15 protein-coding genes are annotated in these 15,464 nt (G+C 50.1%); 10 read left to right on the top strand and 5 right to left on the bottom strand.

Annotated elements, in window-relative coordinates; genetic code table 11:
* Positions 1-65 precede the first annotated feature (65 nt).
* The 5 genes from DEP07_RS27600 (at position 66) to DEP07_RS27580 (ending at position 5,079) form a co-directional block, all read left to right on the top strand.
* Positions 66-860, top strand: a complete 795-nt coding sequence (locus DEP07_RS27600; RefSeq protein ID WP_173598864.1) for a TIGR00282 family metallophosphoesterase — start codon at positions 66-68, stop codon at positions 858-860.
* 118 nt (positions 861-978) lie between these two features.
* On the top strand, positions 979-1,239 hold the full coding sequence (spoVS, locus tag DEP07_RS27595) for a stage V sporulation protein SpoVS (RefSeq protein WP_003385776.1): 261 nt from the start codon (positions 979-981) through the stop codon (positions 1,237-1,239).
* Positions 1,240-1,332: 93 nt separating this feature from the next.
* Positions 1,333-2,271, top strand: coding sequence for a dipeptidase (locus DEP07_RS27590; protein WP_173598863.1), 939 nt, complete (start codon positions 1,333-1,335; stop codon positions 2,269-2,271).
* A 191-nt stretch (positions 2,272-2,462) separates the two neighbouring features.
* Positions 2,463-4,241 carry a 2-oxoacid:acceptor oxidoreductase subunit alpha gene (locus tag DEP07_RS27585; protein WP_122965261.1) on the top strand — a complete coding sequence of 593 codons (1,779 nt, stop codon included), beginning with the start codon at positions 2,463-2,465 and terminating at the stop codon, positions 4,239-4,241.
* Positions 4,213-5,079, top strand: a complete 867-nt coding sequence (locus DEP07_RS27580) for a 2-oxoacid:ferredoxin oxidoreductase subunit beta (RefSeq protein ID WP_122965262.1) — start codon at positions 4,213-4,215, stop codon at positions 5,077-5,079. The genes DEP07_RS27585 and DEP07_RS27580 overlap by 29 nt, the downstream gene beginning before the upstream one ends.
* A 49-nt stretch (positions 5,080-5,128) precedes the next feature.
* Here DEP07_RS27580 and DEP07_RS27575 read toward each other — a convergent pair whose 3' ends face one another.
* Positions 5,129-6,166, bottom strand: coding sequence for a YkvI family membrane protein (locus DEP07_RS27575; RefSeq protein WP_122965263.1), 1,038 nt, complete (start codon positions 6,164-6,166; stop codon positions 5,129-5,131).
* A 53-nt stretch (positions 6,167-6,219) separates the two neighbouring features.
* Between DEP07_RS27575 and DEP07_RS27570 the strand changes: the two genes are divergently transcribed.
* The 4 genes from DEP07_RS27570 to DEP07_RS27555 all read left to right on the top strand — a co-directional run bounded on the left by DEP07_RS27570 (position 6,220) and on the right by DEP07_RS27555 (position 9,305).
* Positions 6,220-6,969 (top strand): MBL fold metallo-hydrolase, encoded by a 750-nt coding sequence (locus tag DEP07_RS27570; protein WP_280648469.1) that lies wholly within the window; start codon positions 6,220-6,222, stop codon positions 6,967-6,969.
* Between the two features lie 35 nt (positions 6,970-7,004).
* On the top strand, positions 7,005-7,565 hold the full coding sequence (locus DEP07_RS27565) for a tRNA (mnm(5)s(2)U34)-methyltransferase (RefSeq protein ID WP_063227550.1): 561 nt from the start codon (positions 7,005-7,007) through the stop codon (positions 7,563-7,565).
* Between the two features lie 163 nt (positions 7,566-7,728).
* Positions 7,729-8,829: a YheC/YheD family endospore coat-associated protein gene (locus tag DEP07_RS27560; RefSeq protein WP_122965265.1), complete on the top strand. Its 1,101-nt coding sequence runs from the start codon at positions 7,729-7,731 to the stop codon at positions 8,827-8,829.
* 128 nt (positions 8,830-8,957) lie between these two features.
* Complete coding sequence (locus DEP07_RS27555) at positions 8,958-9,305, top strand: DUF3139 domain-containing protein (protein WP_287103277.1); 348 nt, start codon at positions 8,958-8,960, stop codon at positions 9,303-9,305.
* A 64-nt stretch (positions 9,306-9,369) separates the two neighbouring features.
* Here the strand turns inward: DEP07_RS27555 and cbpB are convergent, their stop codons facing one another.
* The 4 genes from cbpB to DEP07_RS27535 all read right to left on the bottom strand — a co-directional run bounded on the left by cbpB (position 9,370) and on the right by DEP07_RS27535 (position 13,490).
* Positions 9,370-9,843 (bottom strand): cyclic-di-AMP-binding protein CbpB, encoded by a 474-nt coding sequence (cbpB, locus tag DEP07_RS27550; RefSeq protein WP_122965267.1) that lies wholly within the window; start codon positions 9,841-9,843, stop codon positions 9,370-9,372.
* A 220-nt stretch (positions 9,844-10,063) separates the two neighbouring features.
* The gene (locus DEP07_RS27545) at positions 10,064-11,203 is read right to left on the bottom strand and encodes an acyltransferase (protein WP_173596508.1); all 1,140 of its coding nucleotides are present in this window, start codon (positions 11,201-11,203) and stop codon (positions 10,064-10,066) included.
* Positions 11,204-11,257: 54 nt separating this feature from the next.
* Positions 11,258-12,100, bottom strand: coding sequence for a lipoate--protein ligase family protein (locus DEP07_RS27540; RefSeq protein ID WP_122965269.1), 843 nt, complete (start codon positions 12,098-12,100; stop codon positions 11,258-11,260).
* Positions 12,101-12,263: 163 nt separating this feature from the next.
* The gene (locus DEP07_RS27535) at positions 12,264-13,490 is read right to left on the bottom strand and encodes an S-layer homology domain-containing protein (protein ID WP_122965270.1); all 1,227 of its coding nucleotides are present in this window, start codon (positions 13,488-13,490) and stop codon (positions 12,264-12,266) included.
* Positions 13,491-13,949: 459 nt separating this feature from the next.
* On the opposite strand from DEP07_RS27535, the gene miaB reads away from it, so the two are divergent.
* Positions 13,950-15,461: a tRNA (N6-isopentenyl adenosine(37)-C2)-methylthiotransferase MiaB gene (gene miaB / locus DEP07_RS27530; protein ID WP_122965271.1), complete on the top strand. Its 1,512-nt coding sequence runs from the start codon at positions 13,950-13,952 to the stop codon at positions 15,459-15,461.
* Positions 15,462-15,464 lie beyond the last annotated feature (3 nt).

The following is a 15,464-nucleotide window of genomic DNA, read 5'->3' as shown; positions in this document are numbered from 1 at the left end:
AGTCGCCCCCTCCTACTCGATTAAACGCTTGCAGTTGTGTATACTAGCAATGAGGTGAATGTCAGATGAAGCTGTTGTTTATCGGAGATATTATGGGATCGCCCGGCAGAGAAATCGTGAAAACGTACCTGCCGCTTTTGAAAAGAAAATACGGACCAACCTTTATCGTCGCCAATGGCGAAAATGCGGCACACGGTCGCGGGATTACAGAAAAAATTACGAAAGAGCTGTTCGAATGGGGAGTCCAGGCGATTACGCTCGGAAACCATACGTGGGATCAACGAGAAATTTTTGACTTTATCGATGATGAGCCGCGAATGATTCGTCCGGCGAATTTTCCGGCAGGAACGCCTGGAAAAGGCATTACATACATCAAGCAGCCAGAAGGAGAGCTGGCGGTAATCAATTTGATGGGCAGGACGTTCCTTCCTCCGCTCGATTGCCCGTTTCAGATGGCAGACAAACTGGTTGAGCAAGCGCGCAAACGCACCAAATTGATTTTTGTCGATTTTCACGCCGAGGCGACATCGGAGAAGCAAGCTATGTCCTGGTATCTCGACGGGCGGGTTAGCGCGGTTGTAGGTACGCATACGCACGTGCAGACGGCTGACGAACGGGTTTTGCCGCAAGGAACAGGCTTTTTGTGCGATGTCGGCATGTGCGGCCCAAGCAACGGCATTCTCGGGATGGAGCGGGAAGCCGTGATCAAGAAATTTTTGACCCAGCTGCCTGTCCGTTTCGAAGTGGCGCCTGATCCGGCGCAGTTGAACGCTGTCCTGATTACGCTGGATAAAGCCACTGGTCACGCGAAGAAATTGCAGCGAATCAGAATTGACGCAGACCACCCGTTTATGGAATAATAAACATAAGATTAGAATTTTTTGAATCTTTCTAGCGAGTTAGCAGGAATTTTTAGGGGTTATGCGAATATCATTCTAATGATGACAGGATTCCTATCAGACGGGAGGTTCAAAAAGGATGGAAGTATTAAAAGTTTCAGCAAAGTCTAACCCCAATTCCGTTGCTGGTGCCCTTGCCGGCGTTCTTAGAGAACGCGGTGCAGCTGAAATCCAAGCCATTGGCGCTGGGGCGCTTAATCAAGCTGTGAAGGCCGTAGCAATCGCACGAGGGTTCGTAGCGCCGAGTGGAGTTGACCTCATATGTATTCCAGCCTTTACCGACATCGTGATTGATGGAGAAGAGCGTACTGCAATCAAACTAATCGTAGAACCCAGATAATAAAACTGCAAACGTATCGCCTGCCTGTTTGTTCGAAGAATGAACAGGTTTTTTCGTGTGCAAATATGCCGTTACATAGAAGGAGAGAGAATCATGAACGTATTCGATGCGCATTGCGATGTATTGTGCAAGCTGTGGAAAGAGCCGGAGCGTGACTTCTATAAAGAAGACGATTTTTTGCAGGCTGGTTTTCCCGCTCTCGTGAAAGGGAATGTAGATATACAGGTGCTTGCCTGTTTTGTTCCTACTCATGTGCCTTATGGCCGCCGTTTTCATACGATACTAGAAATGATCGATATATTTTATGAAAAGGTGGCGAGTGAACAATTCCGCCCGATTTACACGAAAGCTGATTTGGACGAGCGCGTATTAAAGGGGGAGAAAGGGGCTATTCTGTTTGTAGAAGGAGCACACGCCCTGGAGGAAAGCCTCGTACAGCTTCGCACATGGTATCGCCTTGGTGTTCGCGGAATGACATTGACCTGGAACCACGGCAACTGTGTGGCAGATGGCAGCGGGGAACCGAACCCGGGTGGACTCACCGCATTTGGTCGACAAGTAATAGAAGAAATGAATCGGCTCGGGATGATCGTCGACGTTTCCCACTTGGCCGATCCGGGGTTTTGGGACGTGATGGAGATTTCCAAAGCACCTGTCATCGCTTCCCACTCCAATGCGCGACAAATTTGCCGCCATCCGCGCAACTTGACGGACGAGCAGATTCGCGCCTTGATTGCCAAGGATGGAGTCATGGGGCTGACGTTTGTCGACTTTTTCACGGTGGAAGAGAAGCGGACGGCATGGATTGATGACTTGCTGCGCCATTTGGATCACGTATGCGGGCTGGGCGGAGTCGATCATGTTGCGTTTGGTTCCGACTTTGACGGCATCACGAACACCTTTGGCGACCTGTCTTCCTCAGCAGCGTATTCCCAATTACTAGAAGCTCTGCTTAGACGTTACAAAGAGGCGGAAGTATTGAAATTTGTGCGAGGAAATTGGTTGCGTGTTTTCGGAAACGTGCTACAATAATACATGAGGATATTAATGTACCAAGTTCAACATTAAAATTCAGGTCAAAAGTAAGTTGAGTAAAAGCACTTGCAATTTGACAGGGACAGGACTACAATTGTTACTGTCTATGCACAGAATTGTCACATCTTATCAATCTTTTCGGGTAAGATGGGCAGCTTTCTCACAGTCACTGAAAGGGTGGAATCTGAATGATTAGTCAACTTTCCTGGAAAGTTGGAGGACAGCAAGGGGAGGGTATCGAGAGTACTGGTGAGATTTTCTCGATGGCGATGAACCGGATGGGTTACCATCTGTACAGCTACCGTCACTTCTCTTCCCGTATTAAGGGTGGACACACGAACAACAAAATTCGCGTGAGCACAACACCAATGCGTGCGATCTCTGACGATCTGGACATTCTCGTAGCGTTTGACCAGGAGACGATCGATTTCAATGCGCATGAGCTGCGCGAAGGCGGCATCATTATCGCGGATGCTAAATTCAATCCAAAGTTGCCGGACGGGTTGAAGCCAGTTCGCTTCTTCACTGTACCACTAACTGAGATTGCTGATGAACTGGGAACTTCCCTGATGAAAAACATGGTGTCGATTGGTGCGTCCAGTGCAATCCTCGGCATTCCAGTGGAAAGTTACCGTGTTATCGTTGAAGATATGTTCCTCCGCAAAGGCGAAAAAGTGGTTGAAAAGAACATGGATGCCATTCGTCGCGGATTTGATTTCGTAAATGAACTGACTGGCGGTCAACTGCCTGAATTCCAAATGGAAAAAGCAGATCCGCAAAAACAACTGTTCCTGATCGGTAACGATGCGATCGCTCTGGGTGCTGTAGCAGCAGGCTGCCGCTTCATGCCAGCTTACCCGATCACACCTGCTTCCGAAGTAATGGAATACTTGATCAAAAAGCTGCCAAAATTGGGCGGAACCGTTATCCAAACGGAAGACGAGATCGCTGCGATTACAATGGCAATCGGTGCTAACTACGGTGGTGCCCGTTCCTTGACTGCTTCTGCAGGTCCTGGTCTGGCTCTGATGATGGAAGCAATCGGTCTGGCTGGTATCACAGAAACACCAGTTGTGATCGTGAACACGCAACGTGGTGGCCCATCTACAGGTATGCCTACCAAAATCGAGCAATCCGACGTGAATGCGATGATTTATGGTACTCACGGTGACATTCCAAAAGTCGTTATCACGCCAAGCACAGTAGAAGAGTGTTTCTACGATGCCGTTGAAGCTTTCAACATTGCCGAAGAATATCAGTTGCCAGTTATTTTGATGACTGACCTGACTCTTTCCTTGGGCAAACAAACTGTTACTCCATTTGACTACAGCCAAGTAGAAATCCGCCGCGGAAAACTGCTTGCTGGACAAGAATTGCCAGAAAAAGAGCAAAACGACCTGTTCAAACGTTATGAAGTAACCGAAGACGGCGTTTCTCCACGCGTAATTCCTGGTCAAAAATACGGTCTGCACCACGTAACAGGTGTTGAGCATGATCAAACAGGTCGTCCGTCCGAGAATGCTGCTAACCGTGTTCAACAAATGGATAAACGTATGCGCAAGCTGGAAGGCGTACTGAAAACTTTCAAAAACCCTGTAACTGTCGATGCACCTCACGCTGAAGCGGATGTTCTGGTAGTAGGTATCAACTCTACCATCGGTACGATTCAAGAAGCAAAAGGCCGTCTGGAAAAAGAGGGAGTGAAAGTAAACCACGCGCAAATCCGTTTGCTGCACCCATTCCCAACTGAACAAATCAAAGCACTTGTGGACAAAGCGAAGAAAGTCGTTGTTGTCGAGCACAACATCCAAGCGCAAGTTACAAACCTGCTCAAACAACACGTTGGAAACGCTGAAAAAATCCAATCTGTGCTCAAATATGACGGTAACCCATTCCTGCCGAAGGAAATCTATGCTGAAGTGAAGGAGCTGGTAAAACATGGCGACTATGAAAGAGTTTCGAAATAACGTAAAGCCTAACTGGTGCCCAGGCTGTGGAGACTTCTCCATCCAGGCGGCTATTCAACGCGCCGCAGCAAACGTAGGTCTGGAACCTGAAAATCTGGCGGTTATTTCTGGTATCGGGTGTTCCGGGCGCATTTCCGGTTACATCAACTGCTATGGTTTCCACGGTATTCACGGACGTTCCCTGCCAATCGCACAAGGTGTGAAAATGGCAAACCGCGAGCTGACTGTTATCGCAGCCGGTGGTGACGGGGATGGATTTGCAATCGGTATGGGCCACACTGTACACGCGATCCGTCGTAACATGAACGTTACGTACATCGTAATGGACAACCAAATTTACGGTCTGACAAAAGGTCAAACCTCCCCGCGTTCCGCGACTGGTTTCGTGACCAAGTCTACACCGCAAGGCTCTATCGAGTCTTCTATCACTCCAGTTGAACTGGCGCTGTCTGTTGGTGCGACTTTCGTTGCTCAATCTTTCTCCAGCGACCTGAAAGGTTTGACTGATCTGATCGAAAAAGGTATTCAACACGAAGGCTTCTCCCTGATCAACGTATTCAGCCCTTGTGTAACCTATAACAAAGTAAACACCTATGACTGGTTCAAAGAGAACATCGTGCCTGTAGACACAATCGAAGGCTACGATCCTCATGACCGCATCAAGGCTATGTCTACTTCCATGCAATACAAAGGTCTGATCACTGGTCTGATCTACCAAAACACCGAGCAAAAACCTTACGAAGCTCTCGTAAAAGGCTTCAAAGAAGAAGGCTTGGCAAACCAAGACATTCGTCTTTCCCAAGAAGACTTCGACAAACTGGTTGCAGAATTTGCATAAGGTTTCGATGAAAAAACCTCTCCGAAAAACGGAGAGGTTTTTTGCGTTATTACCAGGCGCGATCCCGCCATTGTCTGTAGACGAGCATCACCAGGAAAAACAGGACAAGCTGCCCAAACAGCGGGTACAAAAAGCGCAGCAGCGAGCTGAAGCCGATAAAGCTGACCAGGTAGCAAATCAGTAAAATGCCGAGAAGAATTGTCGGGCCACGCAACCGGGTAACTTGGCGGATTTGCTGGGCTAAGCCAAAGACGTTGGCTACGAGAGTCGAGAAAATTTCCGCGTAGACCAGCAGCGAGAACAAAAAGGGGATTCCTTTGCCCAGTCCTTTTAGCAAGGCAATCATCGGCATTTCCGCCTCCTGGATACCCGGCATTTTTACCGACAGCGAGCAATAGGCGAGCAATAGGAGCAGGCCGATTCCCAGTCCACCGATGATTCCGCCGGCGATCAGTGGCTTTTCGCTCGTACTATGTCTGCCGATTGGCACAAGAACTGCTTGTGTAAGCGTGACATTTAAGGCAACATAATAGAGAGGAGAGCTGATCCAGGCCAAGGGGCGTACGGCTTCTACCGTGACGCCTGTAAACAGCCACGGCTTCGAATAGAGAAACACGAGCAGCGTAAACAAAATCAGCATCGGTACAAAGATGCTGTTTACTTGATGGATGGCAAACAACCCTTTGCGGGTCACGAAGAAAATCAAGATCATGCTAAGCCAAATGCCGATTTGCGGAGACAAGCGAAACGACTCCCAGAAAATAGCGCCAGTAGCCGCTAACATGACGGATGTAGTTCCTAGCAACACCGTCAATAGCAACGTGTTGAAAACCGTGCCAAAAGGGTGCCCAAACAAATACGTGCTGACTTCTTGATAGGAATCGGCCTGGATGCGATAGGAAATCAGCATGACACGGATTCCGGCCCATACAAATAAACTTGTGGCGATGACAATGCCGATCAAGCCTTGCGTTCCGTATTGAACAAAGAACTCGACAATTTCTTTGCCAGAAGCAAAACCAGCCCCTACGACGGTACCGATATACGTAAAAGCGATTTGCCATGAGGCTCTCCATGTTCCTTGCATCTCAGACCTCCTGTCCCACCTTATTCCATCCTATGAATGGGAGTGAACCGAATATGCGCGTAACCGTACTTGGCTACCAATCTCCTTACCCAGGCCCTCAGGGTGCCACTCCAGGCTATTTGATCGAAACAGAGGAAGTGAAGCTGCTCCTGGATTGCGGAAGCGGGGTGCTTTCCCAGTTAGGCGTTCATTTGCCTGTTTACGAAGTGGATGCCTTGCTATTGTCTCACTATCATCACGACCATGTGGCAGATGTCGGTGTGTTGCAGTACGGCTTGATGGTTCATCAACTGTTTGGACAGCGGCCTGCCGACAAGCCGCTTCCTATCTATGCTCCAGACAAGCCAGAGGGACAGACAAAAACGTTGACGTACCGGGACGCAACCCGCTTTTTCCCGGTTCACGCGGAGACCAGCCTGTCCATTGGAGATGCGCACATCTCCTTTTTGCGTACCGACCATGGAGACGGCGATCCTTGCTATGCGATGCGCCTTGTGGCAAACGGCAAGACGCTGGTGTATGGCGCAGACAGCGGGCCTGGCACCAACTGGAGCGGTTTTGTCGATGGGGCAGACCTGTTCATTTGCGAAGGGACTTATTTGGATCATAATCTGCCTTCCAGGCCAAACGGGCATTTGTCCGTTCGCCAGGCAGCGGAGTTGGCGCAAGCGCACCACTGTCGTTCTTTGCTGATCACCCATCTGTTTCACGGGTATCCGGAGAGCGACGTACTGGCGCAGGCAGAGGCGTTTGTGGCAGGTCCCGTCTATGCGGCCCGGATTGGATTGAAAATCGAACTATAAGCGGCGTGTGCGACACAAAGAGAGGAGAGAGGGCAGTGTTTCCAAATGTATTAGAGGTAGCACGAAAACTGATTCGCGAGCGAGTACAACCGGGAGAAACGGTGATTGACGCCACGATGGGCAACGGAAATGACACCATGTTTCTGGCGCAGCTCGTCCAGGAGACCGGGAAAGTCATCGCTTTTGATATTCAGCCACAGGCGATTGCCAAAACGAAAGAGCGATTGGAGCGCGAAGGCTTGGCAGAGCGCGTCGAGCTGAAGCTGGCCAGTCACGAGGAGATCGACCGACTGGACGGGCAAGCAGGTGCGATCATGTTCAATCTCGGTTATTTGCCAGGCGGCGACAAAGAAATTACGACGCAAGCGACGAGCACGATTCGAGCGATCCAGTCTGGTCTGCAAGTGCTTCGACCAGGGGGAGTCATGACTGTCATGATCTACTGGGGCCACACAGCAGGCGAAGTCGAGAAGGAAGCCGTCGAGTCTTTTTGCCAGGAACTCAGCCAGCTTGAGTTTCTCGTGCTGAAATACCAGTACGTCAACCAGCAAAACCAGGCTCCCTTTTTGCTGGCGATCGAACGCCGGGGGCAATGAGTTCATTTCCCTTTCCCGGGCAAGCGCATATTCCGACAGATTACGAAACGGGTACGAGAAAATTGTCTGGAACTGGAATAGGCTTGCTGTTCGCAAAATAGGCACGCCCCTGCCGTTTTTCACACATACCTTATGGTGAGGAATGGAGCAAGGGGGATCTTTTGTGAACAGAATCGGCATTATGTTGGATTGGGGCATTATGCAGAAAGGGATCAAAGGAGACAAGTCTTACGAGCGTCTGCCGTACTATGTGGAAATCGGCAAAGAGCTCGGATTGGAGCCTGTCTTTTTTCACCCCAGGCATGTCCTTGCAGGCGATGAACGGGTGCAGGGCTATTTTTGGAACGGACACAGACTCGTTTCCCGATTGGTCCATATACCGAAAGTGATCCATAATCGCGTCCTGACAGGGGATCAAAAGGCCCGTGCCGTCATTTCCAGATTGAGCAGGAAAAAGACGGTCTTTAACGGCCTCGTTGTCCGCGACAAGCGCAAGGTCCACCAGATGCTTTGGAAAAATGAGCAGATTCGTCCATACTTGCCTAACACGGTTCCCTATTCAGGAGAACAGCTTCGCCAGTTTCTCGATAAATACCAAGTTGTCTACGTCAAGCCGTCGATTGGCTCTGTCGGCATCGGAGTAGCCAGAATCGAGCGACACGGCAGCGACTACCACTTTATCGCTTCGAAAAAACGCAAAGTGATGTCACGCCCCGAACTGTTGGCGGCTGTCCGCCGTTGGGTCGGCAACAAGCGCTTTCTCATCCAGCGCGGGATTCCGCTGGCGCGTTACGGAGGAAAAACGTTTGACATCCGTGTATCGGTGCAAAAAAACAGGGAGCGGGACTGGACAGTGAGCGGTATGGTTGCCAAAGTGGCCAACAGCAAAAACAAGCTGAGCAACCTTTCACGGGGCGGAAGAGCGGTTCCTTTTTCGGAGGCTGTGTCGACCCTGTTCACGCCTGAACAACAAGCGCAGACGGTCCAGCGAATCAATGACGCGGCAGTAGCGATCGCGAAGCAGTACGGGCGTCATTTTCCTTCTCTGGCCGACCTTGGCATGGACATGGGGATCGACGAGAAAGGCAATCCGTATTTGATCGAGGTCAATGTGCGCGATCAGCGCTATTCCTTTTTCAAAGCAGGGGAAAAAGCGATGTTCAAGCAGACGTATCGTCATCCGATGGAGTATGCATTGACATTGATCGAGGAGCAAAAGCTCAGAAAAAAACATGCGGCCCAATACTTGCGGCTGCACGGTTGACGCTGGAAAGCAGACCATTGCGAGAGCAACGTCTGCTTTTTCATTTTGGCGGGAAAAGCAAGACACGTATTGACGAAAGAGAGCAGCTATGTATAATCTTGGGAAAAAGAGAAAGCGAGAAGCTGTGAATGAAACGCTACGTGTGGTGGATTGTGCTGGTCGTTGTGCTCTTGCTCGTGCTGACGCCTTTTGTTTATGTCGAATACAACAAGTACGCCTACGCCGAGCGCGTGAAAACATATTTGGTAGAGGAAGCGCATTACAAGCCAGAGCAGATCAAGTCGGTAACAGGGGTATGGAGCAAGAAGCTGCCGAGCTTTTTAGCGGAAGTCGTCTTTGTGGACGAGCCGGAAGTGACCTACATCTATTTCGCTCACAACGATGTGATGCAGTACGGTTATGTGCTCACAGACGAAGGGAAAAAGCGGGGATGGGAAGAGAAGGACCTGAAGCACGATCACCGCAAACAGGAATGACGGGAAAAGCTGATGGAGAACGAAAAGGATGGCGGCGCTGGCCCCCGTCTTTTTGCATGCAACGTCAAGCTTTCTCTTGTGCCGACTGCTGTTCGGCCAATGGGTACGGCAAGTTGCGGAAATGGCGATAAACCAGAGCCAAAATCGATTTGCGCGTTAAAATTCCTTGGAAGTAATGCTCCTTGTCTTCAATACAGACAAACGGGTGATTAATCGAGACTTCCAAAGCCTTTAAAAATTCATCCGTATCGTTCAGACGCGGCACTTTCGTGTCCATGACATCATCGACGGTATGCTCGGAGATTTTTTCAAGCTCGAAGCGTTCGAGTCCAAGCGATTTGTTGATAATCATGTTTGTGCTGATCAAACCGTGCAAACGGTATTGGTGATCCAGTACCGGAACAGCCGAGTAACCGGATTTGATGAGGACGAGCAGGGCGTGCTCAAGTGAGTTCCCCAATTGCACATGAGCGACCTTAGTGGAAGCGATAATAAGCTCTTTAATGGGAGTATGTAACAATGGAATTTCCTGATTCATCAGATCGACCACCTTTTCTGTCGTCTACGGCAGCCAATGCGCTGCCAGTGATCCTCTTCTATGATACCGTAAGTGCGGTGCCAGCGGTAGATCTACACAAAAAAAGCCCGGCAGTTTGCCAGGCAAAGAATCGAGGTGTGGAACAATTGTCCCTGATTCTAGTATGCAAGAAGGAGCCTTTGATTACATTAGGAGTTTGGAGGAAAGCAAACGCGGGGCGCTATGCTTTGTAAACTTCCGTCTTGTAAAGCGGCTTGGATGTCGCCTTGCCTTTTCCCCGCATCCAGTGCGAGACGAGGGTATGCTCGTACAGGAAAATACAGAGCGGCGGCGTCACGACGAACATCGCCAGCATAATCCAAGGCGTGGACCAATCCAGCCGGAAAATGACATAGCTCTCAAGCAAAAACAAGATCAGCGGATGGACGAGATAGATCGCCATGTTTTGCCGGGCCATGTCCGATAGCCATTGCCCGAACTTGGGCAGCTTTCCGAGATAGCGGGAAAGCGAGTAAAAGCTGATCAGAAAGCTTGTCGTATAGAGCAAATAGAGCGGATTGAAGATGTTCAGGCTCTCGTAATACGACTTCGAGCCGCTCACGAAATCGTTTGCAATCCAGAGCGCGGTGATCAGCGTGACGATACAGGCAGGCACTTGCAAACGCCATGTCCAGGCTCGCCATTTCTCCAGATTCAGGCCAGCGTACGCACCGAGGGCGAACGTGAAGATGTACATATGCACGTAGTTTTGTCCAGCCACATACGTATGCTGGAAAAAAGTCAAAAGCGGTGAAGCTGCCCAGTCGATTTCCCAGAGCGGGTGGATGAACAAGTAGTTGTAAATCCCGTACAAGCCGATTTGTCCAACAAAAAGCACAACGAGCGTGCGAAAGCGCAAAAATCGCTCAAACCATGGCTTGATCAGGCAAAACAACAGACACAGCTGCAAGTAAAGCGGGATGTAGTACAGATGGTAAAAGGCGCTGCCGGTAAAAAGGCTGTCCAAAAACGGAACAGCCAACACGCTCGGATCAACCGTCTGGAGCTTGAAACAGGTGAAGATCGCCGTCCAGATCACGTACGGCACAATGATGACCCGAAAACGCTTTTTCCAGAAGACAGCCCAGTTCATCTCCCGTTGCTGATACCAGTAAAACAGCAGCATGCCCGTCGCAAAAATAAACAGAGAGCGCCCGAAGCGCAACAAAATGAGCAGAACGGTTTCGATTTCGCCATTCCAAGGATAGTCTTGCTGGTTTTCCACAAAAAAACCGAGAATGTGAATCGCAAGTACAGAGAGTGCTCCAAAAACAAAAAGGGCATTCAGATCCTGAAACGTCCCCTTTCGATCGCTATTCATAAATCCTCCCAAAGTCTCACCGGCTACACCACCTGATTTTCCAGATGGAAAAGCTTATTTAGGCAAACGCCATTGGGGTATAGCCAGTTCTTTTGCGGTAAAGGAGAAAAGCTGCAAGCGCTGGGACAGATGATGCTCCGATTCGGCCAGCAACGACTCCTCTACGGAAAAAGGAACAGAGATGACAGGCCACTGGGAACGAATCGCAGCGAACAAACGCGCTTTTACATCGTCGACAGTAGTCGGCTTCCCGGTCAGTCCGGCAATGCTGCCTACCGTCGAGCCAACGATGCCAGGAATCGGCTTGTGCGCTTCCATCTCATCCAGTCCGGCCAGCGCATAAAAACGCTCCATCCATTCCCCGCGCGGTCTTTCCTCTATATTAATGCAAATCTGCAAAATCGATCCGTAGCGGGTACGGCGCTGCGCCATTCCCCCGATTTTTTTCCCGTGCAAGGAAAAATCGTACTCTCCGGCACAGTAAGATCCGACGACCTCGCCAAATTCCAGCTCGCCGTAGTCGCGCAGCCCAACTTGAAGCATGTCGGCTACAAAAGCAAAGAAAGCATCGATGGAGATTGCCGTATCGGGCAAGAGCCAGGCGATGTTGAGCACACCAGCATCCAGCGGTACACAGGCGCCGCCGGAAGATCGCAGCACACAGCCGAAGCCATCCTGACCGAACTGGTGCAGAGCTTGCTCCAGATGGGGGAGTCTGGCGTCTCTGCGCCCCAGATACAAAGCCTGATCGTATACCCAAAGGTGGATGATCGGTACAGCAGATTCCCGTTGCATACCAGCCGCCAAAGCCTCGTCGCGATACAACGGTTCAAGCGGTTGCCCTTGATAAATTCCTGAATCCATCCAGTGGAAAGGCTGATTGACAGAAAATGACATGAAAAAGGCTCCTCACAGGACAAGAATAGCTATCATTATACAACTGAACCGTGTACATTTCTAGGTTTTCGCCCCCCTTTTTTCTGGATGGGAAAAGCTTGCAGACAAGCCTGAGAAAAACAACACCCGACAAGCAGAGAGGCGCGTGTCGGGTGTATGGGGGTTACTTCACTTCTTTCAGTTGGAAATTGTCCAGGTAAGTCATTTTGCGAGGAGCTTCTTCTGCCGCATCCTCTTGCATGTACAGACCAAGCTGTGTTCCTTCTTGCTTGATTTGTTGCTGTCCGAACAAATACTGATCGTTCGCATAAATCGAAACCGTGTTGCCTTTGACAGCTACCTTCAGGCGGTTGGACGATTTCAACTTGTAGGAACCGGATGCGATGACATCGATGTCGTCTTTGTTGGCGTCTGACACTTTGCCGAGAACGACGCGATCTTTTTGGACGAACACGACATTGGCTTTTCCGTCTTTTCCGTTGAAGAAAAGTCCGGCCAATCCATTCGTACCCGATACGTTTACATCGATGCTCAGCTCGTAATTTTCCGGTTTGGCGGATTCATTCCAGCTGAGCGGCAGGAAGTAGTGGTCGACGTCGTCATCGTCGGAAACAGCCGTTGCTTGCTTGCTGATGACGCCCCAGCTTCCGGTAGCCTTTTTCGTATCCCAGTTTTTCAGATCTGTGCTGGAAAAAGAGTCGCTGATGTTGATCGGTTCAGGCTTTGGCGGTTCCGGGTTCGGGAAGACGACTTTTGTTTCGTCGTCGCGGTCCAGGATGGCCCGGTACAGCAAGGAAGCAGCTTCTGCGCGAGTGATCGGGTCTTGCGGGCGGAAGTAGCTGTTGTAGCCTTTCATCAAATCAGTTTGCAGGGCGATGGCGATGTACGGACGCAGGGCGGAAGAAATTTCGTTTTGATCCCGGAAGTTCTTCAACTGATCCAGGTCCGCCTTGTATTTTTTGTCATAGCCAAGCAGTCGAACGAGAGCGACCGCAATATCTTCGCGGACGGCGGATTGATCCGGTTTGTACGTGTAGGTGGAACCGGATTTGTAGCCAGTCAAGTAAGGCTTTGCGTACTCGACGTAATAAAACGCCCAGTGGGAACGGGGAACATCTTTAAACGTTGGACTGACGGAGTTTTTCTGGATGTTGACATCAGCTGCCGCAATCATGATTTTGGCAAACTCTGCGCGGGTTACCTGATTGTTGGGACGGAAAGTCCGGTCGTCATATCCTTTGATGATCCCTTTTGCTGCCATTTCGGTGATTTCCTTGTACGCCCAGTGACTGCGGGGAACGTCCGAGAATGAAGTCGAAGCGGCACCGACAAAAGGGATGGCAGTCAGGAACATCAACACCGACAGAAGTAAGGCGAATGCTCGTTTCATGCTGACCTCCTCAATTTTGCTCGTGTTTTTTGGTAGCTGCCTTCTTCGACGACGTCTGGGCGGGGAATGTTGCAAGGGACAAAGTCAATTCGGGAAAATTAGGAAAAAAGACGGAGGCCGTCCGCGGAAACGGCAGGAGCGCGGGGAAGCTTCTTAGGGAAAAGGTCAGGGAATCGTCAGGCAAAAAGGCTGGGTCATTACTGTCGAATAGGCAGAAGGCAGCTTGCACCATTTTGGCTTTTATACAGTGAGCAGCTTTTCGTTTCGCGAATAGCGAATGCCCGGCAAACTTGCATGTTTAATCATCGAAAAGCTGCTGTTGAAAAGCGTCCTTTTCGAAACGATTCCGTTCGTTTCGTACATATTTTGCCTCATTATGCATTGGCTTTTGTATGCACCAAAATGCTATAATTCTTTATTGGTTACTTATAAAGAAAATACTAGCTGAGGTGATACATGATGACGGAATCGAAAGTGGCGACTCCGGACTTAAAATCCGCCAAGTCACCGAAAACAACGGCGGACTTTGCGAAATACTTTCAGCCCCCGTCCTTGAAAGATGCGAAAAAGCGGGGAAAAGAAGAAATCCAGGTGCTTTACGATTTCGCGATCCCGGAAGACATGCAAGGAATCGGAAAAGGAAAGCGTTATCACGTTCGCACATACGGCTGTCAGATGAACGAGCATGACTCCGAGACGATCTCCGGCATTTTGCAGCAGATGGGCTACACTTCCACAGACGATGTGGAAGCGGCGGATGTCATCTTGTTCAATACCTGTGCCATCCGCGAAAATGCGGAGGATAAAGTGTTTGGCGAGCTGGGACATATGAAACGGCTCAAGCATAACAATCCGAACCTGATCCTCGGCGTTTGCGGCTGTATGTCCCAGGAAGAGAAGGTCGTCAACAAAATCTTGAAAAGCTACCAGCAAGTCGATTTGATCTTTGGGACGCATAACATTCACCGCTTGCCGCAGCTGATGCGCGATGCCATGTTCAGCAAGGAAATGGTGATCGAGGTATGGTCCAAGGAAGGCGACATCGTCGAAAACATGCCGAAGCAGCGGGAAGGAAACACCAAGGCATGGGTCAACATCATGTACGGCTGTGACAAGTTCTGTACGTACTGCATCGTGCCGTATACGCGAGGAAAAGAGCGGAGCCGCCGTCCGGAAGACGTCATCGCGGAAGTCCGTGACCTCGCCCGCCAAGGCTTCAAGGAAATTATGCTGCTCGGCCAAAACGTCAACGCCTACGGAAAAGACTTTGAAGACATCGAGTATGGCTTCGGCGATCTTTTGGACGAGATTCGCAAAATCGACATTCCGCGCATTCGTTTCACGACGAGCCATCCCCGCGATTTTGACGATCACCTGATTGAAGTGTTGGCAAAAGGCGGAAACTTGGTGGAGCAAATTCATTTGCCAGTCCAATCCGGTTCGTCGGAGATTTTGAAGCGCATGGCTCGCAAATACACGCGGGAGCACTATTTGGAGCTTGTACGCAAAATCAAGGCTGCGATTCCGAATGTATCCCTTTCTTCAGATATTATTGTAGGCTTCCCGGGCGAGACCGACGAGCAGTTTGAAGAGACGATCTCGATGGTCGAAGAAGTCCGGTATGAATTTGCCTATACCTTCATCTATTCCCCGCGCGAGGGCACTCCGGCTGCTGTCATGGAAGACAACGTGCCGATGGAAGTGAAAAAAGCGCGCCTCTACCGTCTGAACGAAGTGCTGGCCCGGATCGGCCTGGAAGAGAACAAAAAGCTGCAGGATCAGGTTCTGGAAGTGCTGGTAGAAGGCGAATCGAAAAACAACCCGAACGTATTGGCTGGCCGCACGCGCACGAACAAGCTCGTGCACTTCACGGCAGACAAGTCTTTGATTGGTCAATATGTGCATGTCAAAATTACAGATGCGAAAACGTGGACGCTTCATGGCGAACTCGTAACCAAAGTCGAGGTGTAGAAG

The sequence above is a fragment of the Brevibacillus sp. genome, assembly GCF_003521185.1.
GTDB classification, from domain to species: Bacteria; Bacillota; Bacilli; order Brevibacillales; family Brevibacillaceae; genus Brevibacillus; species Brevibacillus parabrevis.
The sequence above is the reverse complement of the archived record's forward strand: the minus strand, read 5'-3'. Positions and strand labels throughout refer to the sequence as shown.

Excerpts from the sequence above, each read along its gene's own strand:
- DEP07_RS27600 (WP_173598864.1), top strand. The coding sequence starts at position 66 with ATGAAGCTGTTGTTTATCGGAGATATTATGGGATCGCCCGGCAGAGAA.
- spoVS (WP_003385776.1), top strand. The coding sequence starts at position 979 with ATGGAAGTATTAAAAGTTTCAGCAAAGTCTAACCCCAATTCCGTTGCT.
- DEP07_RS27590 (WP_173598863.1), top strand. The coding sequence starts at position 1,333 with ATGAACGTATTCGATGCGCATTGCGATGTATTGTGCAAGCTGTGGAAA.
- DEP07_RS27585 (WP_122965261.1), top strand. The coding sequence starts at position 2,463 with ATGATTAGTCAACTTTCCTGGAAAGTTGGAGGACAGCAAGGGGAGGGT.
- DEP07_RS27580 (WP_122965262.1), top strand. The coding sequence starts at position 4,213 with ATGGCGACTATGAAAGAGTTTCGAAATAACGTAAAGCCTAACTGGTGC.
- DEP07_RS27575 (WP_122965263.1), bottom strand. The coding sequence starts at position 6,166 with ATGCAAGGAACATGGAGAGCCTCATGGCAAATCGCTTTTACGTATATC.
- DEP07_RS27570 (WP_280648469.1), top strand. The coding sequence starts at position 6,220 with ATGCGCGTAACCGTACTTGGCTACCAATCTCCTTACCCAGGCCCTCAG.
- DEP07_RS27555 (WP_287103277.1), top strand. The coding sequence starts at position 8,958 with ATGAAACGCTACGTGTGGTGGATTGTGCTGGTCGTTGTGCTCTTGCTC.
- cbpB (WP_122965267.1), bottom strand. The coding sequence starts at position 9,843 with ATGAATCAGGAAATTCCATTGTTACATACTCCCATTAAAGAGCTTATT.
- DEP07_RS27545 (WP_173596508.1), bottom strand. The coding sequence starts at position 11,203 with ATGAATAGCGATCGAAAGGGGACGTTTCAGGATCTGAATGCCCTTTTT.
- DEP07_RS27540 (WP_122965269.1), bottom strand. The coding sequence starts at position 12,100 with ATGTCATTTTCTGTCAATCAGCCTTTCCACTGGATGGATTCAGGAATT.
- DEP07_RS27535 (WP_122965270.1), bottom strand. The coding sequence starts at position 13,490 with ATGAAACGAGCATTCGCCTTACTTCTGTCGGTGTTGATGTTCCTGACT.
- miaB (WP_122965271.1), top strand. The coding sequence starts at position 13,950 with ATGACGGAATCGAAAGTGGCGACTCCGGACTTAAAATCCGCCAAGTCA.